The organism is Bacillus sp. CBEL-1 (genome assembly GCF_004348885.1).
In the GTDB taxonomy this organism is placed as follows: domain Bacteria; phylum Bacillota; class Bacilli; order Bacillales; family Bacillaceae_H; genus Priestia; species Priestia aryabhattai_A.
Genome location: NZ_SBIM01000013.1, coordinates 786,144 through 811,065, shown reverse-complemented (window position 1 = coordinate 811,065; position 24,922 = coordinate 786,144). Strand labels below are relative to the sequence as shown.

Annotated in this window: 28 protein-coding genes; 18 read left to right on the top strand and 10 right to left on the bottom strand. The window is 36.5% G+C overall.

The window, feature by feature from the left end; genetic code table 11:
• Positions 1 to 11 precede the first annotated feature (11 nt).
• From EPL02_RS14120 to EPL02_RS20960, 8 genes are all read left to right on the top strand, one after another.
• Positions 12 to 212, top strand: a complete 201-nt coding sequence (locus tag EPL02_RS14120) for a hypothetical protein (RefSeq protein ID WP_094912084.1) — start codon at positions 12 to 14, stop codon at positions 210 to 212.
• A complete protein-coding gene (locus tag EPL02_RS14115) occupies positions 154 to 1,743 on the top strand; it encodes a glycosyltransferase family 2 protein (protein WP_286175448.1) in 1,590 nt (529 codons plus the stop codon). Before EPL02_RS14120 ends, EPL02_RS14115 begins: the two co-directional genes overlap by 59 nt.
• Entirely contained in the window at positions 1,733 to 2,959 is a 1,227-nt protein-coding gene (locus EPL02_RS14110; RefSeq protein WP_131888052.1) for a nucleotide sugar dehydrogenase, read from the top strand. The genes EPL02_RS14115 and EPL02_RS14110 overlap by 11 nt, the downstream gene beginning before the upstream one ends.
• A 15-nt stretch (positions 2,960 to 2,974) precedes the next feature.
• Entirely contained in the window at positions 2,975 to 4,402 is a 1,428-nt protein-coding gene (locus tag EPL02_RS14105; protein ID WP_131888051.1) for a glycosyltransferase family 2 protein, read from the top strand.
• Positions 4,403 to 4,539: 137 nt separating this feature from the next.
• The gene (locus tag EPL02_RS14100; RefSeq protein WP_094912088.1) at positions 4,540 to 4,932 is read left to right on the top strand and encodes a DoxX family protein; all 393 of its coding nucleotides are present in this window, start codon (positions 4,540 to 4,542) and stop codon (positions 4,930 to 4,932) included.
• Between the two features lie 214 nt (positions 4,933 to 5,146).
• Positions 5,147 to 5,275, top strand: coding sequence for a hypothetical protein (locus EPL02_RS21225; RefSeq protein WP_256993372.1), 129 nt, complete (start codon positions 5,147 to 5,149; stop codon positions 5,273 to 5,275).
• Between the two features lie 182 nt (positions 5,276 to 5,457).
• Positions 5,458 to 5,952, top strand: a complete 495-nt coding sequence (locus tag EPL02_RS14095) for a PCYCGC motif-containing (lipo)protein (RefSeq protein WP_094912089.1) — start codon at positions 5,458 to 5,460, stop codon at positions 5,950 to 5,952.
• 117 nt (positions 5,953 to 6,069) lie between these two features.
• Complete coding sequence (locus EPL02_RS20960) at positions 6,070 to 6,219, top strand: hypothetical protein (RefSeq protein WP_165932582.1); 150 nt, start codon at positions 6,070 to 6,072, stop codon at positions 6,217 to 6,219.
• Positions 6,220 to 6,259: 40 nt separating this feature from the next.
• Here the strand turns inward: EPL02_RS20960 and EPL02_RS14090 are convergent, their stop codons facing one another.
• A complete protein-coding gene (locus EPL02_RS14090) occupies positions 6,260 to 6,724 on the bottom strand; it encodes a YtxH domain-containing protein (RefSeq protein ID WP_131888050.1) in 465 nt (154 codons plus the stop codon).
• A 334-nt stretch (positions 6,725 to 7,058) separates the two neighbouring features.
• Between EPL02_RS14090 and EPL02_RS14085 the strand changes: the two genes are divergently transcribed.
• The 6 genes from EPL02_RS14085 to EPL02_RS14060 all read left to right on the top strand — a co-directional run bounded on the left by EPL02_RS14085 (position 7,059) and on the right by EPL02_RS14060 (position 10,855).
• Entirely contained in the window at positions 7,059 to 8,534 is a 1,476-nt protein-coding gene (locus EPL02_RS14085; protein WP_131888049.1) for a glycoside hydrolase family 32 protein, read from the top strand.
• A gap of 198 nt (positions 8,535 to 8,732) precedes the next feature.
• Positions 8,733 to 9,035 carry a DUF2325 domain-containing protein gene (locus EPL02_RS14080; RefSeq protein WP_094912092.1) on the top strand — a complete coding sequence of 101 codons (303 nt, stop codon included), beginning with the start codon at positions 8,733 to 8,735 and terminating at the stop codon, positions 9,033 to 9,035.
• Between the two features lie 99 nt (positions 9,036 to 9,134).
• Entirely contained in the window at positions 9,135 to 9,554 is a 420-nt protein-coding gene (locus EPL02_RS14075; RefSeq protein ID WP_094912093.1) for an organic hydroperoxide resistance protein, read from the top strand.
• 134 nt (positions 9,555 to 9,688) lie between these two features.
• Positions 9,689 to 9,994, top strand: a complete 306-nt coding sequence (locus EPL02_RS14070; RefSeq protein WP_094912094.1) for an antibiotic biosynthesis monooxygenase family protein — start codon at positions 9,689 to 9,691, stop codon at positions 9,992 to 9,994.
• A complete protein-coding gene (locus EPL02_RS14065; protein ID WP_131888048.1) occupies positions 9,991 to 10,380 on the top strand; it encodes a globin family protein in 390 nt (129 codons plus the stop codon). The genes EPL02_RS14070 and EPL02_RS14065 overlap by 4 nt, the downstream gene beginning before the upstream one ends.
• Positions 10,355 to 10,855, top strand: a complete 501-nt coding sequence (locus EPL02_RS14060) for a GNAT family N-acetyltransferase (protein WP_165932581.1) — start codon at positions 10,355 to 10,357, stop codon at positions 10,853 to 10,855. The genes EPL02_RS14065 and EPL02_RS14060 overlap by 26 nt, the downstream gene beginning before the upstream one ends.
• A gap of 159 nt (positions 10,856 to 11,014) precedes the next feature.
• Here the strand turns inward: EPL02_RS14060 and EPL02_RS14055 are convergent, their stop codons facing one another.
• Complete coding sequence (locus EPL02_RS14055) at positions 11,015 to 12,460, bottom strand: MDR family MFS transporter (protein ID WP_131888046.1); 1,446 nt, start codon at positions 12,458 to 12,460, stop codon at positions 11,015 to 11,017.
• A gap of 109 nt (positions 12,461 to 12,569) precedes the next feature.
• Positions 12,570 to 13,199: a TVP38/TMEM64 family protein gene (locus EPL02_RS14050; RefSeq protein WP_094912098.1), complete on the bottom strand. Its 630-nt coding sequence runs from the start codon at positions 13,197 to 13,199 to the stop codon at positions 12,570 to 12,572.
• Between the two features lie 199 nt (positions 13,200 to 13,398).
• Here EPL02_RS14050 and EPL02_RS14045 point away from each other — a divergent pair, with 199 nt between their 5' ends.
• Positions 13,399 to 14,004 (top strand): poly-gamma-glutamate hydrolase family protein, encoded by a 606-nt coding sequence (locus EPL02_RS14045; protein WP_094912099.1) that lies wholly within the window; start codon positions 13,399 to 13,401, stop codon positions 14,002 to 14,004.
• On the opposite strand, the gene EPL02_RS14040 is transcribed toward EPL02_RS14045, so the two are convergent.
• Positions 14,001 to 14,600: a TetR/AcrR family transcriptional regulator gene (locus tag EPL02_RS14040; protein ID WP_131888045.1), complete on the bottom strand. Its 600-nt coding sequence runs from the start codon at positions 14,598 to 14,600 to the stop codon at positions 14,001 to 14,003. The genes EPL02_RS14045 and EPL02_RS14040 overlap by 4 nt on opposite strands.
• Before the next feature lie 118 nt (positions 14,601 to 14,718).
• On the opposite strand from EPL02_RS14040, the gene EPL02_RS14035 reads away from it, so the two are divergent.
• Complete coding sequence (locus EPL02_RS14035) at positions 14,719 to 15,270, top strand: hypothetical protein (protein WP_094912101.1); 552 nt, start codon at positions 14,719 to 14,721, stop codon at positions 15,268 to 15,270.
• Between the two features lie 156 nt (positions 15,271 to 15,426).
• Positions 15,427 to 16,134, top strand: coding sequence for a TerC family protein (locus tag EPL02_RS14030; protein ID WP_131888044.1), 708 nt, complete (start codon positions 15,427 to 15,429; stop codon positions 16,132 to 16,134).
• 70 nt (positions 16,135 to 16,204) lie between these two features.
• On the opposite strand, the gene EPL02_RS14025 is transcribed toward EPL02_RS14030, so the two are convergent.
• From EPL02_RS14025 to EPL02_RS14005, 5 genes are all read right to left on the bottom strand, one after another.
• Positions 16,205 to 18,013: an acyltransferase family protein gene (locus EPL02_RS14025; RefSeq protein ID WP_131888043.1), complete on the bottom strand. Its 1,809-nt coding sequence runs from the start codon at positions 18,011 to 18,013 to the stop codon at positions 16,205 to 16,207.
• A gap of 242 nt (positions 18,014 to 18,255) precedes the next feature.
• The gene (locus tag EPL02_RS14020) at positions 18,256 to 19,425 is read right to left on the bottom strand and encodes a S8 family peptidase (RefSeq protein ID WP_131888042.1); all 1,170 of its coding nucleotides are present in this window, start codon (positions 19,423 to 19,425) and stop codon (positions 18,256 to 18,258) included.
• A 300-nt stretch (positions 19,426 to 19,725) separates the two neighbouring features.
• On the bottom strand, positions 19,726 to 20,286 hold the full coding sequence (gene maa / locus EPL02_RS14015) for a maltose O-acetyltransferase (protein WP_131888041.1): 561 nt from the start codon (positions 20,284 to 20,286) through the stop codon (positions 19,726 to 19,728).
• 82 nt (positions 20,287 to 20,368) lie between these two features.
• Positions 20,369 to 21,466 carry a GerAB/ArcD/ProY family transporter gene (locus tag EPL02_RS14010; RefSeq protein WP_165932580.1) on the bottom strand — a complete coding sequence of 366 codons (1,098 nt, stop codon included), beginning with the start codon at positions 21,464 to 21,466 and terminating at the stop codon, positions 20,369 to 20,371.
• A 412-nt stretch (positions 21,467 to 21,878) separates the two neighbouring features.
• Positions 21,879 to 22,619 (bottom strand): Cof-type HAD-IIB family hydrolase, encoded by a 741-nt coding sequence (locus EPL02_RS14005; RefSeq protein ID WP_094912105.1) that lies wholly within the window; start codon positions 22,617 to 22,619, stop codon positions 21,879 to 21,881.
• A 246-nt stretch (positions 22,620 to 22,865) separates the two neighbouring features.
• On the opposite strand from EPL02_RS14005, the gene EPL02_RS14000 reads away from it, so the two are divergent.
• Positions 22,866 to 24,494 (top strand): family 14 glycosylhydrolase, encoded by a 1,629-nt coding sequence (locus tag EPL02_RS14000; RefSeq protein WP_131888039.1) that lies wholly within the window; start codon positions 22,866 to 22,868, stop codon positions 24,492 to 24,494.
• Positions 24,495 to 24,561: 67 nt separating this feature from the next.
• Here the strand turns inward: EPL02_RS14000 and EPL02_RS13995 are convergent, their stop codons facing one another.
• Entirely contained in the window at positions 24,562 to 24,750 is a 189-nt protein-coding gene (locus tag EPL02_RS13995; RefSeq protein ID WP_094912107.1) for a hypothetical protein, read from the bottom strand.
• Positions 24,751 to 24,922: the final 172 nt, after the last annotated feature.

Here is a 24,922-nt window from a genome sequence, read left to right as displayed (position 1 = left end):
GAGGGAAAAACATGTTTCAAGAAGCATTAAGAGCAAGCATTGGTTCATTTGTGCAAATTATCACCCCAGTCGATATTATTAGCGGTACATTAATTGCAGTATTTGAAGCTTCAATTGTTGTTCGTACATCAAGCTCATATGGAGAGCCTACTGATGTTACAATACCTTTTACATCTATCACATATGTTCGTATTATTAGCGGAGATGAATAAAGTGAAAGTATCGGTTATCATTCCAGCATGTAATGAAGAGGAGTCATTGCAAAGTGTCGTCCAGGAAATAAAAAAAATAGCACCTTTTGAAATTATTGTTGTTGTAAATGGAGCTACTGATAATACAGTTTTAATTGCAAAGCAAGAAGGATGTAAAGTACTAACGTACCAAGAGAAACTTGGGATTAACATTGGTCGAGCAATTGGCGCAAAAAAAGCAAAGGGAGATATCCTTTTATTTCTAGATGGAGATATTGTTGTACCTTTTGAAGAGCTAAACCAGTATGTGCAAGCTATTAAAGATGGCCATGACCTTGCGCTGAATGACTTAGAATGGACAATGAAGCGGAAAATTCGTCCTCACGTAGTGGCTGTCTCAAAATATATGCTTAATTTAAGCTTAAAAAGACCAGATTTAACGGTTCAAGCCGTTACTGCAATTCCACATGCTATAAAGCGCTCATCAGCTGAAAAAATTGGCTTTGAAAATTTAGCTCATCCCCCTTTAATGCAGACAATTGCTATCTTAAAAGGAATGTCTGTTGTATACCCTTGTTCCACAGATGTGATTTATACCAACCGAATTCGTAATACCCATAAAACCCTAGTTCCTAACTCTCCATTTCCCTTTTCTACGGAGTCAATTTTAGCTGATCATCTAAAGGCTTTTTCTCACTTAATTTATCAAAAAGGAGTAAGGGGAGGACTTACGGATGGAAATCGTAACCGTCAGATTGTATCAGAATATACACCTACGCTTCTTAAAAGAGAGAGATGTAAAACAAGTGCAATCATTCCGGTAGGAGAAGAAAGGGAAACAATTCACCTTGTCATTCAGGAAGTACAAAAAGCAGGAATTGAAGAGATTATTGTAGTAGCAAACGGATCTGATGAAATAACGATTTCAAGAGCACGCGAAGCAGGTGCAACGGTACTTGTTTACCCAAATAGGCTTGGACATAATGTTCCAAGAGCAATTGGCGCAATGTACAGTTCAGGTGATATTTGTTTGTTTATTGACGGAGACATCGTTATTTCTGCCGAAAACCTTCAACCTTTCATCCGTGCAGCTGAAAACGGGGTTGACGTTGCGCTCAATAATTTAGAGTGCTTATTAGACCAAGTGCACCCTTTACATTCTGTTAGTGCAGCAAAGTATTTTTTAAACGCTATCAGCAAGCGACCAGATTTAACTATTAACACAACAACAGCAATTCCCCATGCAATAAAAAGAGAAGTAATGGAGAAAGTCGGATATGACTCGCTCATCATTCCTCCTTTATTTCATTTGAAAAGTTTGTTAGCAGGCTTTTCAGTCAAACCAATTCACTTTGTAGACGTAGCGCGTACCAACCGCATTCGAAAAGAGCATTTAAAGACAATAGGATTGCCTCAATCAACGGAAAGAATCTTAGGAGATCATATTGAAGCAATTGCTTATCTACTGAATGAAACAACGGAAAGAGGTCTCTTTTTAAAAGATACAAGAAGACATGACATTTTGTCTGAGGTGATGCGCGATGAAAACTAAAAAAGTAGCGGTATTAGGACTTGGGTATGTGGGATTACCTTTAGCTTTATTATTTGCTAAAAAAGGATTTAATGTTATAGGTCTTGATGTTGACCGTAGCAAAGTTAACCTACTTCAGCAAGGAAAAAGCTATATTCCAGATGTATCAAATGAGGAAATTAAAAGAGAAAAAAATTTTAAAGCTCAATTTTTACAAAGCGGAATTGAAGAGTTTAAACAGTGTGAATATGTAATTGTGACAGTTCCAACACCAATTAATGATCAGCATGAGCCGGATTTAACGGCAATGATTAGCGCTTCGGAATTTTTGCAAAAAGAAATGATTGCAGGGCAAACGGCAATCTATGAGAGCTCAACTTATCCAGGTACGTTAGAAGAAGTTGTATTACCAATTCTTTTAAAATCAAACTTACAAGTAGGAACCGACTTTTATCTCGCTTATTCTCCTGAAAGAGTAGACCCGGCAAATGCGCATTATCACATTGAACAAATTCCTAAAGTGATTAGTGGATATACGGAAAAATGCTTACAAAAAGTTAGTGAATTTTATGGTAGCGTCTTTCAAAAAGTGGTTCCTGTTTCGTCACCAAACGTGGCTGAAATGTGTAAACTGTTTGAGAATATTCAGCGATTAGTTAATATTTCTCTTGTGAACGAAACGAATGTATTATGTGAACAGCTGAACATTGATTTTTATGAAGTACTTGAAGCAGCAGCAACGAAACCATTTGGATTTACTCCGTATTATCCGGGGCCTGGTATTGGTGGGCACTGTATTCCCGTAGACCCGCTTTACTTTGTATGGAAGCTAAAACAGGTTGGTTTAAAGAGTGAGCTCATTCAAGCAGCTCATGAAATTAATGAACAAATGACTGAGCATGTGGTGAGACTTGTTGAAAAGCAACTTGATAAAAATGAAAAAAATATTTTAGTCATTGGCATTGCGTATAAACGAGATGTAAACGACGTACGGGAGTCACCAGCATTGCCGATATGCAACGAGCTAATTGCAAGAGGATATAAGCTATCATATCATGATCCATATATCGACTCTTTTACGCTAAATGGTAGCAATATTCAGTCTGTAGAGCTTACTAAACAAGCCGTACAACAAGCGGATGTAGTCTTAATCTTAACGGACCATCAAAACATTGATTGGTCACTTGTGAAAACTGCTTTGAAAATAGTAGACACAAGAGGAGTATTAAGGCGTTAAAAAGGAGGGTGTAATGTGAAGAAGCTTTCGGTCATTTTAATTGTTCAAAATGATGAAGCAACAATTAGACAAGTGATTCGCAGTACTCACTGCTTAAACCCTTATGAAGTTCTTATCGTAGCCAATCAGTCAACCGATGCATCGGTTTTAATTGCAAAAGAAGAAAGCTGTGTTGTAAAAATAGAGAATGGTGAAGAAACAGCACATGAATTGCGAATGAAAATGACTCGCATGTGTAAGGGAGATGTCTTTTTATATTTGGATAGCGACTACATCATCTCAGAGAAACAAATAAAACAATTTGTTCAACCACTTTTATTTAGTCACTGTGATGTGGTTTTAAACAAATGGGATAAAGCATTTCAGCATGATTTTGGAAGATTTGAAGTCATGTGGAGCAGAGTTCTGCACGATATGTATGATAAACCTCATTATGCCAATGCGTACCTTTCTCCTCCCTATGCATTTTCGAAGGAAGTATATAGTCAATTATCTTCTGGAGTTTACACAGACCCTCTTGCTTTATTTATTGAATTGCACACTAATTCGTTTCGAATAAGTCATCACCTTTCCATTACTACTTTTGGAGAAGGAAAGTTTGTTCCTGGTGCTTATGAAAACAAACGAGCTGAATATAAAGAAAGATATAAGATGCTTTTGGACGAATATATAGCTAAAACGAATAATGTTTCAAAAGGGATCAACGGAAAAAACGATTATCAGCCATATGAAAAAATGAGCAAAGGGTGGGGCAAACTTTCCTCTTTTTATAAAGGAAAACAGCTATCAGTTGTCATACCAGTAAAGAATGAAGCCAAAACGCTACAAGAAGTGATCAAAGAGGTTCGAAAGCTTGAACCTCTTGAGGTTATAGTTATAGTTAACGGCTCTACGGATGAATCAGAGCGAATTGCTAAAAGTATGGGAGCACACACAATTGTTTATAAGAATGCGTTAGGACATGATGTGGGTAGAGCGATAGGTGCTGAGGTTTCAAAGGGAGATATCCTTTTATTTGTAGATGGAGACTTTAGTATTAAAGCCTATGATTTATATCCATTTGCAAGAGCGATAGCAGACGGCCTAGATGTAGCTTTAAATAAAAGTGAAGATGAAAAGAGCTTATCTCATAGTGTGCAGGCTTGGAAATTTCTATTGAATGAAATAAACGATAGAGGAGATTTATGGATGAGCTCCTTAACCGCAGTTCCCCATGCACTTAGTAAACAAACGGTAAATAAGATTGGTACTGATGTTCTCGCTAGTCCTCCTATGGCGATGTTAAAATGCTTTCAAAACCAATTAAGCATAGCTTCTGTTCATGATGTTAACGTAAATAAACAGAATCGTTTTCGATTTCATGATCAGCTTCCAACCAATTTCATTAGCCCAACAGCGGAGCTTATTATTAAGGAATATATGAGAGCTTTTTATTTAAGTTGATAGTGAGAATAAACCTACTTACTAACAAAATGTAAGGGGTTTATTTTTTGTTACATAATTATAATATAAAAATAACTTGTAATTATATATATTGCTACTACAATAGTGATAGAGAATACATAAAAGGAGGGAATAGCATGAAGGGTTATGCAATTGGTACATTTTTTATACGGATTGTATTAGGTTTAACATTTTTTATTCATGGTCTAAGTAAGTTCCAAGGTGGAATTGAGGGAACTGTAGGTTTTTTTGACAGCCTTGGTATTCCTGGTTTTATAGCATATGTAGTAGCAGTTATTGAATTAATTGGTGGAGTTGCTGTTATCGTCGGACTAGGTACACGAATTGTTGCAGCGCTGTTTGTTTTCGTTATGCTAGGAGCTATTTTTACAGCGAAGCTAGGAGCTCCATTCTTAGGTGGATATGAGTTAGATATTGCACTGCTAGCTATGTCTTTACATCTTGTCTTTGCAGGAAGTGGAACATTATCTTTAGATCATCTTTTGAAGAAAGAAGAAAGCTATTCGTAAAGAAGCACAGTTTAACGCTGTGCTTTTTACTATAAGAAAAAGTTAATCGTTTTCGTTTTGAAATGGTAATATTTTTATCGTTAAATGGTATTGAAAATTCTTAAAAAAAGAGTAGAATGTAGGAATAACCTTTTTAAAAAAAGGGTATAGAGAAAAGCAGGAGCTTAAGCGGGATGAATAGCGTATATTTCAAAGTAGAAAAGGAGATGTTCATATGCCAATCATTCTCAAAGATGTTGTAGTAGGGTTTTTCTCAATGGCTGCTGCAGGTATATTTGCTTTTCAAGGAATTGAAGTTGTATCTGCTGTTGTAGACTTAGTACAATCTTGGAAACAAAACTAACCATTCAACTATAAGCGAAAGCATGTAGATATAATTTCTACATGCTTTTTTTATTGCTTATCTCTTCTGATTTTAAAATAAATGAATACATATAGTAGGAGGAAACGAGCGGTTCATATGATGTATACTAGTAATAAATAAGTTTCCATGAGAATTGTACAAGGTATGACAGGGGGAAAATGATGAAGTATGGGAGATGGATAATTTTAGGGGTTGTTAGTACAAGTATGGTACTTACGGGATGTGGAAAAGAGAAGAGCATTAGTGACCATGCATCTCATTCACATCATGAAACTGAAACGATAGCGGACATTCGCGAAGAAACAAAGAGTAATGAAATTTTACCAACGTTTTTAAATGATAAAGACGAAAATATGAAAGTTGTATATCGCTCAGTTGGTAAACACAAGGAGCTTCTTGAAAAGATTCCTTGTTACTGCGGATGTGGTGATACAGCAGGTCACACAAGCAGTTACGATTGTTTTATTTATGAAAACAAGACAAGTGGAGCTGTTGTATGGGATGATCACGCAACAAGGTGTGGGATATGTCTAGACATTGCTGCGCAGTCAGTAATTGAATACAGCCAAGGTAAAAGTATAAAGCAAATTCGAAAAGATATTGATGAGAAATATAAAAAAGGATATGGAAAACCTACTCCAACTCCTGAGATATAGTAATGCCTGGAATGGAATGATAAGTATAAAATTCCTTCCAGGCATTTTATTTTCACCTAAAAATAAAATGTGTTATAATTAGAATAATTAGAAAACTCAATTTAGGAAGGAGAGGAAATGAAGTCTATGTTAGTAAAGGAATCTAAAAATCAAAAGTTGTCTGATGAATGGAAAACTTACAATTTGTTAGGTAGAGTCATCTTAATCAGTTCATTATTGCTTGTGTTTTTTGTATTATGGGTGATGTTTAGTATGCTTACAACGTAAAAACGCTGTATGGAAAGTGAGAATCCACACAGCGTTTTTTTTATTTCACTTCTTCAACCGATTGTTCTAATTCATGCACTTCAGTTTCGATGTTCTCAAGCTCTTGTTTTACTTGACTATCTGCTTCTAATGTAGGGACTTCTTCATGCGTTTCTTCCTCGATATCTGTACGTTCAGTAGTCGCAGCGGCTTCAAGTTCTTCAGTCGATGGACGAAGTGATTTTACTTTGTTTACAACTTGAACAGACTGTTCTGATACAACTTGTGAGATGCGTGCAGTACGTTGTTTTAAGTCTTGTCCTTTTGCATAGACGCTTTCTTTTACTTGCCCAGTTTTTGCTAATGCTTGATTAGCTTGATCTTGAATGCTAGCGCGGAGCTCTTTTCCAGATTTCGGAGCTACTAACAGCGCAGTTGCAACCCCCACAACGCTCCCTACAATAGTACCTACTAAAAGCTCTTTACTACCTCTGTTTACAACTTGTTTTACGTTTTCTTCTTTCATGACATATACCTCCTCTTATAATATGTAATCATATGAAGGACCTACCATTTTGTTGAATACTTCCTGTAAAACATATTGCGTTAGTTGAAAAAATCTGCCGCTTGCCGTCGGATGCTCGTACAGGTTGATGAATTTTGATTGTTATATAATATTCAACTATCCTTCCAAGAACCCTTCTTTTTTGACATGAAAATTGTAAAAAAACTTGTCTTTAAAATACGACACAATAAAACGACAAGATTCGTTTTGGATCTGTTGGATTTTTAAAAGAAAGTTTTATATGATAGAGTGTGAAATAAAATGTTTGTTGAATGTGTTGGAGGGATTTATACATATGTCTACATCAAAATATCGAACGGTTCTAGAAGCCGGACCCGGCGAACTTGAAGAATTAAAAAACAAAGCGAAGCAGGATAGCTGGCAACCTATTTATCATATCTATCCTGAGTATGGCTTAATGAATGACCCAAATGGTTTAATTCAACTTAATGGAGAATATCATGTCTTTTACCAGTGGTATCCTTATGGAGCAATTCACGGCATGAAGCATTGGGCTCATGTAAAGTCAAAAGATTTAGTGAATTGGGAAAGACTTCCTGTAGCTATTACTCCAACCGAAAAGTATGAGTCACATGGAGCGTACTCTGGAGGTGCTATTGTAAAAGAGGGAAAAGGGTTGCTTTACTATACGGGAAATGTAAAGTATGAAGATGGATCTCGTACAGCAAATCAATGCATTGCTATCTTGCATGAAGACGGGATAGTAGAAAAGTATAGTCAGAATCCTGCAGTGGAAGGCGTTCCAAATGGTTACACTGGTCATGTTCGCGATCCAAAGGTATGGAAAGAAAACGACATGTACTACATGCTTTTAGGAGCGCAGCGTGAAAACGAAACGGGAACGTTAATTGTATACGAATCAACTGATGCGCTTGATTGGCAATTTAAAGGTGAAGTGAAAACAAAACTACCTAATTTTGGCTATATGTGGGAGTGTCCTGATTACTTTAAATTAGATGGCAAAGACGTTTTTGTCTTTTCACCTCAAGGGATTCAAGCAGAAGGTCATAATTTCCATAATATCTATAATGTTATTTATGCCGTAGGCACATTTAACCTAGATGAGCTAACGTTTGATATGGAATACTATCGTGAAATCGACAAAGGTTTTGACTTTTATGCTCCTCAAACGTTTGAAGATGAAACAGGAAGGCGTTTAATGTTTTCCTGGATTGGAAATCCAGACGTAGAATATCCATCTGATCAATATGGTTGGGCTCATGCTTTATCCCTTCCTCGTGAGCTTTCGTTGGAAGGAACAGAATTAGTTCAAAAGCCTGTCTCGGAGTTAACAAAACTAAGGGACGATGCGGTTCATTTTCGCGGTCGTTTAACAGATGAAGAAGTTATTATTGATGAAGCTACGAACAATGCCTATGAAATAGATATGAGCTTCACCAATATTAATGCTTCTCAAGTAGGCTTACAGCTTTTTAACAGCAAAGAAGAGACGCTAATGCTTGTTTTTGATCGTGAAAAAGAGGAAGTGCGAGTAGATCGTTCTCGTTTTAAGCATCAATACGCTACGGATTACGGGGTTATAAGAACGGAAAAATGGTTGCCAACTTCTTCTATAGATGTTCGCATTTTCGTTGATAAAAGCATTTTAGAAGTGTATATTAACGGAGGAAAAACAGTATTTACTTCACGCGTATTTCCACAAAAAGACTCAAAGTCTGCAGTTACGGTATTTGCAAAAGGCGAAGCAAATTATCAAATTGCCTACTATGGTTTATCAAGAGGAATTTAGAGCTAAAAAGAAAGGTCAGGAATTGTTCTTGGCCTTTTAGTTTGGAATAAAACCAACTTGACACATTGGAATAATTAGTTTAATGTTTGAATACATACTGTAAAGAAGGTACCAGACTGGATAACCAGAGGTTCTTACATTAGTAGCACAAACGTGCTGATGTAAGAGCCTTTTTTTATAAAAAAGGAGATGATACATATGAAATCACTGTTAGTCGTTGGAGGAGATAATATTGAAGGGTTAATTGAAAAGTTAAAAAAAAGCGGATTTGATCATGTTTTCCATTGTAACGGAAGAAAGGCAAACATGACTAAAATTTCTATTCCAAAAAAGATAGATGCTATTTTAATTTTAACCAATTACATTAACCATAACTTATCTTTGGCAATAAAACGACAAGCACAAGAAAGAAAAATACCTGTTTATTATGCTAAGCGGTCTTGGTGGGCTATTCAAGAGGAAGTGAAGAAAATGCCTTTATACGCTGTTTCTCAAAGCTAAGAATTTAAATTCTTAGCTCTTTTTTTATTTTAAACTTGTTTTTGTTAATTTAATTGTGTACAATTAAATTAACAAAAATCAAAAAGGAGAAATGAATCAATGAAAACATTGTATGAAACAACAGTTATTAATACCGGAGGAAGAAGTGGTGAAGTGCATTCTCCAGATAATATTTTCAACTTAGAAGTTGCTGCACCTTCATCACTAGGAGGTAATGCAACAACTGAAACAAATCCAGAGCAATTGTTTGCTGCTGGCTACAGCACATGTTTTAACAGTGCTTTAGAGTTTATGTTGAAAAGACACAGCGTTGAAATTGAAAGCAGTAAGGTAACCGCTACGGTACGTCTTGGAACAGATGCTAAAGATCAAGGAGTTAAATTAGAAGTTGACTTAACGGTCCATGTTGAAGGATTAGATTTAGACAATGCCAAGAAGTATGTAGAAATGGCACATTCTTATTGTCCATATTCAAAAGCAATTAGTGGTAACGTTGATGTGAAAATTGACGTGGTTTAATTAAGTAAGCTCTGATGACAATATTCTCATCAGAGCTCTTTTTGCATTGCGGTGTAGGGAAATCGATACGTATACATTAGAAAACTTGTATAGTAGACTGAAGAATAAGAGTTAAATAAATTGGAGGGGAAATAATGTATACCGTGTTTTCAACATTTGATGTACCTGATGAAAAAGCAGAAGAAGTGATTAATATTTATAAAAAGCGCTCAAGGAAAGTTGACCAAGCACCTGGCTTTGTAGACTTTCAACTGTTACAAAATGATAAGCGTCTGGGAGAGCTGACGGTGCAGCTTACATTTGAAACGAAAGATTTTTATTTAACATGGGTGCGAAGCAAAGAGTTTAAAGAAATTCATGAGCTTGAAAAAAAATATCCAGATCAAGAATTAGCTGCTACCATTCCGAGTATACGTCAGTATAAGGTTGTGGCTACATGAAAAGCCTTCCTATAAATGAAATTGTGGAAAAGGTAACGGAAAAAATTTATGAGCAAGAGCCGTCACTTTTACAAAAATTTGGCGAACGAGGGAAGCAAAAATGCATAGAAGACAATCATTATCATATGAAATATTTACATACGTCATACTTGCTTCAAAATGAAACAGTGTTTAGTGATTATGCTCTATGGTTGAATAGTTTGTTAACGAGTAGAGGCATGAAAACGAAGCATATTATTGATAATTTTATCCTAATTGAAGAAGCTCTTTTAGACCTAGCTGGAGATGTTGATGAACCAGCTAAATCGTATCTCTCTTATTTACAAGCGGCGAATGAAGTGTTACAAGGAGCGGAGAAAAATGATTCGATTACTGACGAGAAATGATGCAGGTCACTATGTTAAACTAAGGCTTGAATCGCTTTTGGAAAGTCCGACGGCCTTTCTAAAAACTTATGCTGAAGAAGTTAGCACTCCTCAATTAGAAAAAGAAATGGGAGAGAAGCTAGCAAAAGAGCATTTTTACACATTCGGTTCTTTTCAAGATGAGCGGCTTGTCGGAATGATTACCCTTCAAGCAGAGCAACCTTTGAAGATTCGCCATAAAGGTAACCTGTTGGCAATGTATGTAGAAAAAGGTGTACGAGGAAATGGCCTTGCTAAAGGGCTTGTGCAAGTTGCGTTAGATAAAGCAAAAGAATTAGGGCTTGAACAGCTGCAGCTCACCGTTGTTTCGACGAACAAAGAAGCAATCGCACTTTATGAATCGCTTGGATTTGTGACCTATGCAGTTGAACGAAATGCACTAAAGCATAAAGGACAGTATTGGGATGAAGAGCATATGGCTTTATCGTTAAGATAAAGCTGCTTCCTTTTTTATAAACGAAAATAAGCTTTAGAATGCTAAGTAGCGAATTGCTAATTTATATAGTCAAAGATAAAACAAGCCGCATTAATGTATAATGCGGCTTGTTTTATCTGGATAGAAATAATAGTAGTATAACTGTAAAAGTTTTGCAAATTAAGACTGGGACAGCTCTTTTTGTCCAACTTTTTTGATTAAGACAAACCCGATTATAACGGAAAGAAATGCAAGAATCATGATGCAAGTAAATACCGTATGGATACCCGAAAAGAGATGCTCCTGAATGGACGCTAACGAACTTGGAGCTATCTTTTGGTGTTCAAAAGATGAATTAATCATTGAGCTATCACCGCCGTTTGCATTCACTTGAAGGTTAAACAAAGTACCAAAAACGGCAGCTCCTAGAGTCTGACTAAACGTATTTGTAAAGGTATTTAAAGAAATAGCTGTTCCACGTTTGTGTTGTGGTACAGAACCTTGAATAATCAGCATGAGTACAGGCGTAATAATCCCCATACCAAGTCCAAGAATTCCAATTGAAGCATAAATGAACCAATCAGATGCTTCCTGTGTTAATGAAAATAAAGAGGATGCTGCAATTAATAAAAAAATCGTTCCAAGCGTAATAACATATGTAGGTTTTAACTTTGAAACGAGCTGACCAGAAAAAATAGATCCAATCGTCCAGCAAACGGGCATTGGCATTAGCATAAAGCCAGCAGCTGTAGCGCTTTTTCCAAGTATACCTTGCGTAAATAAAGGAAGGTATACTGTTATGCTGATTAAAATACCACCCATGAATAGTGTTAAAAAGTTAACAGTTGTAATGGTGGAGTTCGAAAACAGGTTTAGGGGTACAAGTGGTTCAGGAGATTGTTTCTGAATCCAAATGAAAAGAATAAAAAGCACAAACGAGCTGCTAAACAAACCGATAAGTAAATTGTCGGTCCACTGCTGCGTCTGGCTTCCTGTTAAAAGCGCATAAAGCAAAGCGATAACCCCTAATGAAAAAGTAACAGCCCCTGGATAATCAATATGTCTTTTTTCTTTCAGAATTTGTTCTTTGTAATATTTCACAATCATAAACAAGGATAAAAGGCCAAACGGAACGTTTAAAAAGAAGATGTAGCGCCACGATAGCGTATCCACCAAAAATCCACCTAATAAAGGGCCAATGACCCCTGAAACACCCCACACAGCGCTAATCCAACCTTGTGCTTTTACGCGAGCCTGAGCTTCTTTATTTAAGTCGCCAATGATAGTCATTGTAATGGGCATAACAGCTCCAGCTCCTAAGCCTTGAATAGCACGAAAGACAATGAGTTGCGTCATGTTCATTGCCATTCCACATAGCATTGATCCAATTAAAAAGATAACGATGCCAACGAGTAACACGCGTTTGCGTCCCAACAAGTCAGCAAGCTTTCCATAAATGGGCGTCGACACAGCTGTTGCTAACATATAAATTGCATAGACCCAACTTACTAATTCAATGCCTGATAGATCACTTGTAATCCTAGGTGTAGCAGTACTAACGATAGTACCTTCCATCGCTGCTAGTGACGTAACAAGCATGAGTGCAATCATAATTTGTTTTTTCATAGAAGCAGCCTTCCTTTCTTAAATAACTCCAAACTTTTACAGTATACCTTATTTAATGTTATTAAACAATAAAGCTATTAAAAAATAACCAAGCACTTGGTGTGCTTGGTTATTTTGCAAGAGATTGCTTACGTTTGTAAATGAATTTTCCTACATAGTAAAATACAACAGTAAAAAGGACAATAGCTGCAATGACATATTCATTAATCATGTCCGATAATAATCCTGCAGATAAAAAAGACAAGATGGCGAAGTAAATAAGGTTTCCGGATGCTGTTCCCCATAAAAACTGGCGAAAGTGAATGGAACTAATAGCTGATACAAAGTTAATAAGGCTGGTTGGAATAAAGGGAAAGACTCGCACTTGAAAAACGTAACTCGTTCCGTTTCTTTCAATCTTTTCAAGTAAAGAAGGCTTTACTTTTTTTAATAGTGCATCTTGAAAAACATAGCGAACAAGTAAAAACACACAGGCAGCTGCTAGTATACTTGTAAACCAGCTCCATACCAATCCAAGTCCTAACCCTAGTAAATTAATATTAACTGCAATGATTAGTACAAGGGGAATCAATGTAAATGCATTTTGAACAAACATAGCAATTAGTGTAAACAATAGTGTTGTCAGCAAATTTTCTTGCAAAAATGCTGTGATGTTATCCATATCGCCAGTGCGAATTGAGTAAAACAGATCAGTGTTAATAATAAAAACGATTAATACAATAGCAAATAGAAAGAGCAAGCTTGCTTTTATCCACGTTTTAATGTGAAATCACCTTTTTTCATCAGTTAAGTTAACAAATAGTAAATAGGCTTTTATTATATCTCAGCTCTTTGAAAATGAACATTAATTTACTATATAAGAAACATTAAAGGCAAAAGAACAAGGTAAAGAAAAGGTGTGATAGGATAACAGGTAAGAAAACAATTAGGAGATAAATATGAAGGATACATATAAACATTTTGCTGAGCTATCACGATTTGAGAAAGCTGAAAGAGATTATCGAATTAGAACACAAGCGACTTCGTCTGAACTGCTAGTGCTAGCTATTCATGGTGGAAGGATTGAACAAGGAACATCAGAAGTGGCTATTGCTATTGCAGAGAAACAAAACAGCTATTATCTATTTGAAGGAATGAAAAGTGCTCAAAATCGCAAGCTGCATATCTCATCTTCTCGTTTTGATGAGCCCACTGTATTATTTATGTTGAAAAAAGCTCAATATGTTCTTAGTATTCATGGATACAAGGAGAAAAAGAAGAAGCATACGCTAATCGGTGGGTTAGATGAAGAGAGAAAGCAGCAAGTATATAACGCGTTAAAAAAAGCAGGATTTAGTGCTGAAATCGTTAATCAAGATCATTTATTATCAGGTACACATAGGCACAATGTTGTAAATAAAGGAAGGCAAAAAAAAGGCGTACAGCTTGAAATTAGCTATGAAGAAAGAGCAAACTTCTTTCTAACAAAAAATCAGTATACAAGTTCTTTTTATCGCTACGTAGCGGCGATTCAATCGGCATTTTTAGGAAACGATACACCTTAAGGTGTATCGTTTTCTTGTTTTGAGCAAATGCCATGCAAGTAATCACGAATAACAGCCTCCACTCTTTCGCTGTTTACGCGCTTACGATCGAACATCGCATGCAGTGCTAGCCCATCGATTAAGGCATAAAGCTTTTCTGATTCTAGGTCCGTGTTTATCTGTTCTTTTAATATATTTTCATTTTTTAAGTAAAGCATCATTTTTTTTATACCTGAGAAGATTCCATCGTCAATTGGCCCTTGATTTTTATATTTCTGATGTGCTGTAAAAGTAAGCCAAACCTCCATTTCAGCCATTTTTTCATCATTAGTTGGAACAATCTCTAACAGCATCTTTAACACTTTTTCTTGAGGGGGAAGGTCCTGTGAAGCAATTGAAATAATTCGCCGTTCAGCTTGTTCCTTAACCAGTTCCATGGCATAAGTTAACAGGTCATCTTGAGAAGAGAAATAATGACGTAAGGAACCTAGTGATAATTTTGCTTCCTTTGCAATGTTTCGAACAGTAGTGCCTTCCATACCTTGCTTTAAAATAACTCGCCATGTTGCTTTGGCAATTTGTTCTTTTCGTTTTTGGTGATCAACTAATTTTGGCATGACTTTATTGTAGCAATAAAAAAGGCAGGTTGCAATTTTATAATACAGTTGTATTACTAAAAAAGAAGTGCTAAAATACATTTAAATAATACAATTGTATTAGAAAAGGGGTGGGAGCTTGAATTTTATTGCTTGGATGATTGTAGGGTGCGAAATTGCTTTTTGGATAGTCATTCTGTTAGGGTTAACAACACGGTATATAGCTAAAAAGGAAAAACTGGGTTTTTTCTTTTTAGCGTTAACGCCATTTATTGACTTAATTTTATTGCTTATTACAGGGATTGATTTATATAATGGTGCGAAGGCAACGACTGCTCACGGTATTGCAGCTATTTATATTGGGGTATCTTTGGCATTTGGAAAGAGCATGATTAAATGGGCAGATGAACGTTTTTTATATTATGTGACAAAGCAAGGAGCAAAGCCAATTAGGCGATTTGGGCTCGAACATGCTAAACATGGATTAAAGGGATGGTTTCAACACTTAATAGCATACGCAATTGGAGCTGGTCTTTTAGTTGTAATCATTAACCTTTTGAATAACGCACAGCAAACTGAGGCTTTAAGTGGTATACTCCAAATATGGACTCTTGTGTTAGCCATCGATTTTTGTATTACAATGAGTTACTTTATCTGGCCACGCAAGATGAAAGCAACAATTAAACAGTAAGCTGTAGAGTGCTCATTTGTAGATGAGCATTCTTTTTTTTATAAAAGTAGGATAATAGAATTGTCTTTCATTTATCTGAAAATTTTTCAACTTATTTACGCTTCTATCCTTTATAATAGAAAACGTTAAAGAAATGATAGATAAAGGAGAAAGAGAATGGACATTTTAAGTGCAGAGTTTTTGTCAGCGCTTCTTGCTATTATTATTATTGATTTAGTTTTAGCTGGCGACAACGCAATTGTAATTGGTTTAGCAGCGAGAAAACTGCCTAAACATCAGCAGAAAAAAGTAATCATTTGGGGAACAATTGGAGCAATCGTCATTCGTATGCTTGCAACATTAGCAGTTGTTTGGTTACTAGAAATTCCCGGTTTGCTTTTGGTTGGAGGAATCTTGTTAACTATTATTGCGTACAAGCTTTTGGTTGAAGATCAAGACCATGATGTAAAGGCTGGAGATAGCATGTGGGCTGCAATTCGTACAATTATTATTGCAGATGCGTTAATGGGACTGGATAACGTATTGGCAGTTGCGGGTGCAGCTCATGGAAGCTTTTTACTAGTAGTACTTGGGTTGTTAATTTCAGTTCCTATTGTGATGTGGGGAAGTACGTTAATTTTAAAATGGGTAGAAAGATTTCCAATTATTATTACAATTGGAGCGGCAGTACTAGCTTGGACTGCTTCTAAAATGATTGTTGGTGAGCCGTTCTTACAACCGTATTTTGAAAATGGTTTTGTTAAGTATGGTTTTGAAGTACTAGTCATTGCTGCTGTAATTGGTGCAGGTAAAATGAAGCAAAGTAAAATGCAGAAGCAACCTGTAGAAGAAACCATTGAGAAGACTCAATCTTTTTCTAAGTAGAAGCAAGCTTATAATTGAAACAAAAAGAGGTGCATTTAGCACCTCTTTTTTCGTGGTTTGAATTATAGCTTTATGAGAGATGTGGACTTTTTAGCATAGCTTTATAGATGAGCTTTGTTAATTGCTGGGCACCTTCTGGAAGCAGATGAACGCCATCTTTTGTAAAATATTCTGGATGTTTGGTTCCTAAAGTATGCCAATCAACAAGCACCACGTTTTTATATTCTTTTGCTGCATTTTCTAATTTCTCATTTACTTCTGTTTCCCATTGTCGTGGCACCCGTGTGTTGACCAGGTATACATCTGCTTTTGCGAACTGTTTAAGTAGTTCATCTAGCTGTTCTTCTGTAAAGTAACCATTTGTACCAAGTTGAATAATCACTGCACTAGAAGGTTCATTATATTGAGTATACTTCTTTGCGACGTTTAAAGCTTCTGACAGCTGTCGACCAACTTTGCCATCAATTACAATATTAGGATAAGTTTCTTGCAGTGGATCGGCTAAGTTTAGCATAACTGAATCACCAATTGAGAGAACTTGAGTATAGTGAGGTTCATTTGTTGGTAATTCTTTTTGTTTCAGATGATGATCTTTGGATACTGGATTTGCTGCAGTTTTAATATGAATAGCTGCAGGTTGTTTGCTTTCTGTTTTTTTAGGTTCTAAAATCCCGGTAACACCAAGCACAAATAATAAGAAGGCCATAGCAAATACGATAGGTACAGCGACTTTCAGATGAGAACGAAAGATAGCCGGTGATTTAAATGTTGGCAGTGCTTGCCTAAAGAAGGTTTTAAAACCTCCTTTTCGTATAGGTTGCTCAATCATTCGATAAGAAACTTCCGCAATAAGACATGTTGCTATAACCTGTAAGCTGATATGTACATAATTGAACTGCCCAAATTCAGTAGCAGGCGTTGTTAATATAATGATAGGATAGTGCCATAAATAAATGCCATACGACCGTGTACCAACCCACCGTAACGGCTTAAAAGATAACAGTTTGCCAGTTATGCTGCTAGGATGTGAAATCGTTGCGACGAGGACAGCAGCATTTAAACTAACTAAAAGCATACCTCCGCGATACATTGACGGGGCAAATTCAGTTAGTAATGAAGTGCATAGAAACACTAACAGTAAGCTTGTAAGGCCCGTAACATTTAAAATAAACTTTCCTGTGTTTGGGACATTTTTAGAAGATAAGCGATAGAGTGGCCACACGAATGCTAAGCAACAACCAATTAGCAATTCGAATGATCTTGTATCTGTGCCGTAATATACACGACTAGGATCCATACCTGGTTTATATAAAGCTCCCATTAATAATGCAGATACTATTGCTCCACAGCTTATCACTATAAGAATAGTCTTTTTCTTCTTTATAAAACGTAGTCCAATTAGTAATAAAAGTGGCCATATAATATAAAATTGTTCTTCAATTGCCAGTGACCATAAATTCTTTATTGGAGAAGGCGATTGAAAGCTATCAAAATATGAAACATCTTGAAAAATAAACCACCAGTTGCTTACATAGAGTAATCCCGCTATGGCATCCCCTTGTAAGGTAGATAAAAGAGATGGCTTGAACAAAACGGTCCAAGCAACTACGCATACAACCATGAAAAAAGCTGCAGGAAAAAGCCTTCTTATTCGGCTTGTGAAAAACGAAGAAAGGAGTAGCTTTTGGTGCTCTTCATATTGTTTTAATAAAATAGATGTAATTAAGTATCCAGATAAAACAAAGAAAATGGACACGCCTAAGAAGCCACCGCTTGCCCAACTAAAGCCATAATGATATGCAAATACAAATAAAACAGCTAGCGCTCGAAGTCCATCTAACCCATGAACGTATCGATGCTGTAGCTGAGTGTTAGCCATATTAAAGACTCCTTTACAATCTAAATTGTCATGTGTATGTAAATAATATTTTTATGAATTCTCAAAGATAACCTTTGAAAATTTCAGAACAAACCACAAGATATATGGTACAAAGAATTATTTTACCCGTAAAGTATTTTTTACCATATCGTCATAAAATGCAAGACTTTTAGCAAGAAAATATTTTTTTGTGCAAAAAAACCGGACGTACCTTTGGTAAATCCGGTTCTTTCATTTAAATTCTATAGAGGAGAGCGGACGGCTCTATCTGCATTTATTCTACCATAAACCCAGTTTGTTCCTGTACCTGTTATTGGGTCACAAGTATTTTGAATGACTGTACGAATTTGAGAAGCACTACGTCCTTGAGCTGCTAGTAATGCTGCTAATCCAGCTACGTGTGGAGCTGCCATAGACGTGCCGCTTAAATAAGAGTAAGTGCTTGTAGGGTAAGTGGATAGAATACTAGAGCCTGGTGCTGCAACTTGCACCCAAGTTCCAAAGTTTGAAAAAACAGAGCGTTGATCAGAGGAAGTTGTAGAGGCAACTGCAATGACGTTTGCGTAAGCTGCAGGATAAGTGAGGGCGTTGCTACCGTTATTGCCAGCTGCCCCAATAACAACAACGCCTTGGCTAGCCGCGTAGTTAACAGCACCTTCAAGCGTAATGGTGTCTTGAGGAGATCCTAAACTCAAATTAATAACTTGTACTCCTTGGTTAACCGCATAAATAATGCCATCGGCAACCTGGCTTAGTAATCCGCTACCACTGTTTGAAAGCACTTTTACTGGCTGAATTGATGCTAAAGGAGCCATACCAGCAATGCCAGCCCCATTATTGGTTGTTGCTGCAGCGATGCCAGCTACATGAGTCCCATGACCATTAAAGTCATTTGTGTCAGTGTTATTATCAATAAAGTTATAGCCTGGAACTAATTTTGATGCAAGGTCAGGGTGATTTGGCTGGACGCCTGTATCAAGTATGGCAATTCTAATGCCAGCATTGCTTTGAGTAACATCCCATGCAGAAGGAGCACTTACTTTTTGAGGGCCGTATTGAAAGGAATAGAACGAATCGTTTGGAATATAGGAAGCTTCAAAAACGTAGTTTGGCTCTGCGTATTCAACTTCATCGAGCTCCGAGTATATTTTCATCATCTTATTAATATTTTTAGCTGTAGTAACCACTTGAAAGCCTAATGTTTCATTACAACATGAAGCTTCACATTTATATTTTTTATGAATTGAAGCAATTGTATCTTCATTAACGTCATCATTAAATTTAACAATAAATTGATCTTGGGCAAATACTGGTTGTTTAACCTTTAAAGCTTGTACCAATTTTTTAATAACAAAAAACAAAAGTGTAATTACACCAAGTGAACCTGTAGTTAAGGCAATCCATGTCAGCATAATACCAATCCTCCTAATTTTGTAACACCTTATATCATATGCGTTGCTACAAAAAAGGGATTGGACAAACTACCTGATTTCAAAAAAGAGGCTGAAACACAAAGAAAAGAGTTCTTCTTAAAGGCGAATTATGACGTTTCTAACGGATTTAGGTTATAAGAACATGTTCGTTGTTCATTACGATTCATTCCATGCATTTTCGGAGCAAAGAAAAAATATCCGAACCATTGCAAGGTAATTCACAAAAGTTCGGATATTTGCTTAGCTGAAATACTTATGTTCCAGCTTTCATTGTCCCCGTTATCTATTAATTTCTTTAATAACTCGTGCAGGGTTTCCACCAACAACTGTGTTTGGAGGAACGTCTTTCGTTACAACGGCTCCTGATGCAATGACTGCATTATCACCAATAGTAACGCCTGGATTGATGATAGCGCGGCCCCCAATCCAAACGTTATTTCCAATGACCACAGGCTTTCCGTATTCTCTACCGCTGTTACGTTCAACAGGATCAAGCGGGTGAGTAGCTGTATAAATATGAACGCCTGGTGCGAGCATACAGTTATCACCGATAGTTACAGGACAGATATCTAAAATTAAGCAATCAAAGTTTGCATAAAAGTTTTCGCCTACATGAATGTTGTATCCATAGTCACAGCGGAAGATTGGTTCAATATAGATATTTTCTCCAGTGGAACCAAACAACTCTTTTATTAAACTCATACGGTAAGTATCATCTGTCTCAACTGCTTGATTAAATAATCTTGTTATCTTTCTTGCATGAGTGCGATCTTTAATCAATTCAGAATCTCCAGATATGTACATTTCGCCTGCAATCATTTTTTCTTTTTCTGTTGTCATTTTTTAGTCTCCCTATCCTTTTTAATTTAACGCTTTCATAGGGTAGTGTAGCGTAAAATTAAACGTTCGTTAAGTAAAATAGCTAAGAATCAACTAGCTTTTTCTTTATTCCATCGATGACAAAAAGGAGAAAAGGTAAAGCAAAGCCAATTGTGCCTGTATAAAAGGGAGAAGTAGTAAGTGTGTAACTTCCCAAAAAAGGACCATTAGGTACGAAAATATTGGAGGAAGCTAAAAATAATAATCCTAAAGGCAAAGTTAAGAAACGGTAAGTAGTTAGGTTAAAAAGCTGAGCTACTCCTAAATTTAATACAAACAGCAAAATGCTAAGCTTGAAAAAAATTGAAATAAACCAGATGATAGCTACAATTACTTCAATGCGGGTTATGAAATTTGTCACATTAATTTCTTTAGCCAATAGGTAGGTAGGAGAAAGGCGAGTAGAGGTCTGATCTACTCCTAAAACTAAAACACAAAGAAAAATAATGATAATTAAGAAAACACCGCCAATCAGTGTACCGATATAAACAGGTGTGCGCTTTTTACTCGTCCATTTAACATAAGGAAAAATCATTAAAAAAACAACGGTATCCAAAAATGGAAATGTCAAAAAGTGAACTGTAGAAATGAAAATAGGCCGCAAACCCATAGTAAAGAATGGCTGAAAGTGATCAAAGTTAATTTGTTTAGTAAGAAATAGTACGAGTAAGCTAAAGAGAGCAATGACCCATGGGAATAGGATTTCACCGGAACGTGCTAAAACCTCAAGTCCTAAGCGAACGCCAAACAACGATACGCTTAACACAAATACGTAAATGGGAACAATGGGGGTTTCAGGCATAACTTGCGTAATGATAAAGTCACCAATATTATAAAGCGTCAAAGAACCTGCTATTACGGGGAAGGTTAAAAAGATAATAGAAAATACTTTGCCAATCCATTTGCCGAGAATTTCTTCGGTGAATTCCGTAAATAGCATTGTTGGATATCGCTTTCCTAGCGCTATGTATAAAGGCAATATCCCCAAAGCGATAACAAGGGTTAAAATACTCGTAATCCAAGCATCTTGTTTTGCAATTGAAACAATAATAGATGGGATAACTAAAATAGCACTCCCGATTATGTAAAGGCTAAGTAGCACGATGAATTGCTTTTCAGAGATTTTAACATGTTTGAGCATGCTGGAAGTACCTCCTATATAAGGCATATTGTTCTTTGAACCTTATATGCTCGTTAGTATGCCTCATTCAACGTTACTTATGAATAATGTAAAAAAAGTAAAAGAAAGTAGGGCATAATAAAACAAATTAAAAAAAGACCAGCAATTCCTTTTTTTACCGCTTCACATTGTTAGAACGCGTTCGATTCATTGCACTGCGCCTATTCGCTTTCTGCGGTGCGGGATCTCAGTTCTCCCTTTCTTTCCCCCAGGAGTCGAGTATCCTACGCTCCATTCCACTCTGTTTCCAGCATTGTTTTCACAATCAAAAAAACCTGAACGATTAAAAGCAAAGAACTCTTAACCATTCAGGTATAGCAGGGACTAAACTACTTATGTCTCAGCCTCTTTTGAGGAATTGCAAATATAACTCTTACTTTATAGCCCAATGGTAAATAGCTTTAGCAACACCATCTTGATCATTAGTTTCAGTTATCCAGTCAGCCGCTTTCTTTACCACATCTTGCGCATTACCCATGGCTATGCCTACTCCAGCTTCTGTAATCATGGCGATATCGTTTAGGCTATCCCCCATGGCCATTACTTCGTTTATTGATAGATTTAAACGTTCACAAACAGTTTTTAGTGCTTTTGCTTTATTGATTCCAAGAGCGTTGATTTCAAGATTTGTTGGGCTAGAATTCGTAATCTCAAGATTTTTGTTTTTAGTTAGCGTGTTCAAAATTAGCTTTCTTGTATCATCATCATGGATGTCATACCCGAACTTTAGCCATTCATGACTTGTAATATCGGTTGGAAAATCGTCTTTCCATACCTTTTCGCTTGTAACAGCCCAAAAGGTTAAGTCATGCTTTTGCTTTAAATCCCACATCTCTTGTATGTAATCTGGTTCTAAAATCGTCCGCTCAATTAAATTGCCTTCACCGTCCCAGATTTCACTCCCGTTTACATTAATAATATAAGATGACAGCTTTAATGACTCGGCAAATTTAATACTAGTTGGGCGTGAACGTCCTGTACTTAAAACAACATGTATTCCTTTTTCTTCTGCTTCTGCTATAGCTTTTCGGTTTCCATGTGAAATTTCGCCTTTTGTATTTAATAGTGTACCATCCATATCAAGAGCAATTAACTTAATCGATGGTTTATCCATAGCGCGTCACCCTTTCAAAATACTTTTCTACTTTAAGAATAGCATGAACACACCTTGAAAAAAAGAAAGGTGCTGGGTAAAGGGTAGATCAAATGACTCATTTTTCAAAAAAATAAAAAAGTGAATTGACGAATACGAACGGAGTTTCTATAATTTTCTAGAAAAGAAATTCATCTTTTGTAAAAATTGCAAACGGTTGCACAAAAAAACGATGAATACTTTTAACAATAATAAGGGGGAAAAGAGATGGGGAAAAGTGTGAAAGTACTGTTAGTATTCATCATGAGTATAGCAATTATATTTACAAGCTATACGAGTGCTCAAGCAGAAGTCAAATCGGATTACAAGCTGTATGTTATGGCTCCTTTAGGAGAAATCACAGATTGGGATCAGTTCGAACGTCAGCTTGTTCAGATGAAGAAAAATGGTGTATACGGATTAACAACAGATGTTTGGTGGGGAATTGTTGAAGCAAAAGGAGATAATCAATTTGATTGGTCTTATTATAAAAAGTATGCAAGCGCTGTGGAAGATTCAGGGCTGAAATGGGTTCCTATTTTATCTACACATCAATGTGGTGGTAACGTAGGAGATGATTGTAACTATCCGATACCTAATTGGTTATGGAAAAAAGATGACATTGAAAACATGGCATTCAAAAGTGAAAGTGGCTTTGTTAACAAAGAAGCATTAGCACCTTGGTGGGGTGGAATTGAGAAGCAGTATGGCGAATTATACCGTTCATTTGCTAAAAACTTTGCTGACTATGATGATGTTATTAGTAAAATTTATTTAAGCGGTGGACCAGCAGGCGAACTCCGCTACCCATCTTATCAGTTTGCAGACGGATGGGGTTATCCAGAGCGTGGTCAGTTACAAGCATATACAGAAGGTGCAAAAGAAGATTTTAGAGATGAAATGAAGCATCAATATAAAAACATTAAAAATCTTAACAAGGCGTGGGGAACATCATTTAAGACGTGGGATAAAATTGAACCTCCAGCTGATGGAGATGCTTTCTTTAGAAAAGGAGAAGCTTACAACACTTCATATGGAAAAGATTTCATGAAATGGTATCAAGGGGCTCTTGAAGATCACCTACAGACCATTTCAAAGCAAGCTCATAAATATTTTGATCGTACGTTTGACGTAGAAGTAGGCGCAAAAATTTCCGGTGTGCATTGGAAGATGAATGATCCTGAAATGCCACATGCTGCTGAGTACAGCACAGGTTATTATGATTATGCTAAGCTTCTAGATCAATTTAAAAAATCAAATATGGCATTAACGTTTACCTGTTTAGAAATGGGCGACCAGGATGCACAAACAGCTCCTTATTATAGTGCTCCAAAAACGTTAGTAACTCAAATTGCTACATTAGCAAACGAGCGTAACCTTTCGTTGAATGGAGAAAATGCACTTCCGATTATTAATAATGAGTGGGGATTTGATAACGCGTCTGAAATGGTATTTAACTATGACTTTGATGGGTTTACGCTTCTTCGTATGACGTATCTATTTGACGAAGCCGGCAATCCAACCAACGAACTTAGGATGTTAAAAGATAAGCTCGCGCTAGAACCCTTACCGGTTACGCTGAAGGTAAGTGGTGTACAGCTAGAAAAAGGACAAACCCTTCATGTAACGGGTAATCGAGGAGAGTTAGGACGTTGGAATACAAGCAGCTATCACTACATCTTAAAGCAAAAGTCAGACGGAATCTTTGAGGGAAATTTTGATTTAGCCGCGGATCGTCAGTACGAATTTAAGTTTTATATTAAAGATCAAGGTGGGGAAATTATTTGGCAAGATGGTGAGAACCAAAACTATCATACACCAGCAAAGGGAAAAGGGTCTTATTTAGCAACATGGTAATGGAATTGAAACAGCCGCCTATTCTTTCAAGAATAGGCGGCTGTTTTATATTGAATAGTTTCGTTTTTTATTTTGCTTGGTCTTGACTGTCGGCATGTTCTTTTGGACTTTGTTTATCATGACTAGAAGACATCATGTTTGACATGATGACATGGCCATCTCCACCGCATACTTTACACTTTATAAATGAAAGCAGCGCAAATCCAAATTTCGTTCCGCTTCCTTGGCAGTGTGGACAAACATAACGAAGAGGCATTTTGATACCATCCTTTTTTATAAATTCTTTTACATTATAATTTTTTCATATTTCTCTCACAAGGTACAAAAGGTAGAAGAGTAAGCAAGGGATTTTGCTGCTAGTTAAAAAGTCGGGGGTGTAAAATCATCGATTTTTGTTGCTTTTAGGCGAAGAGTTCAATATTTTCCAC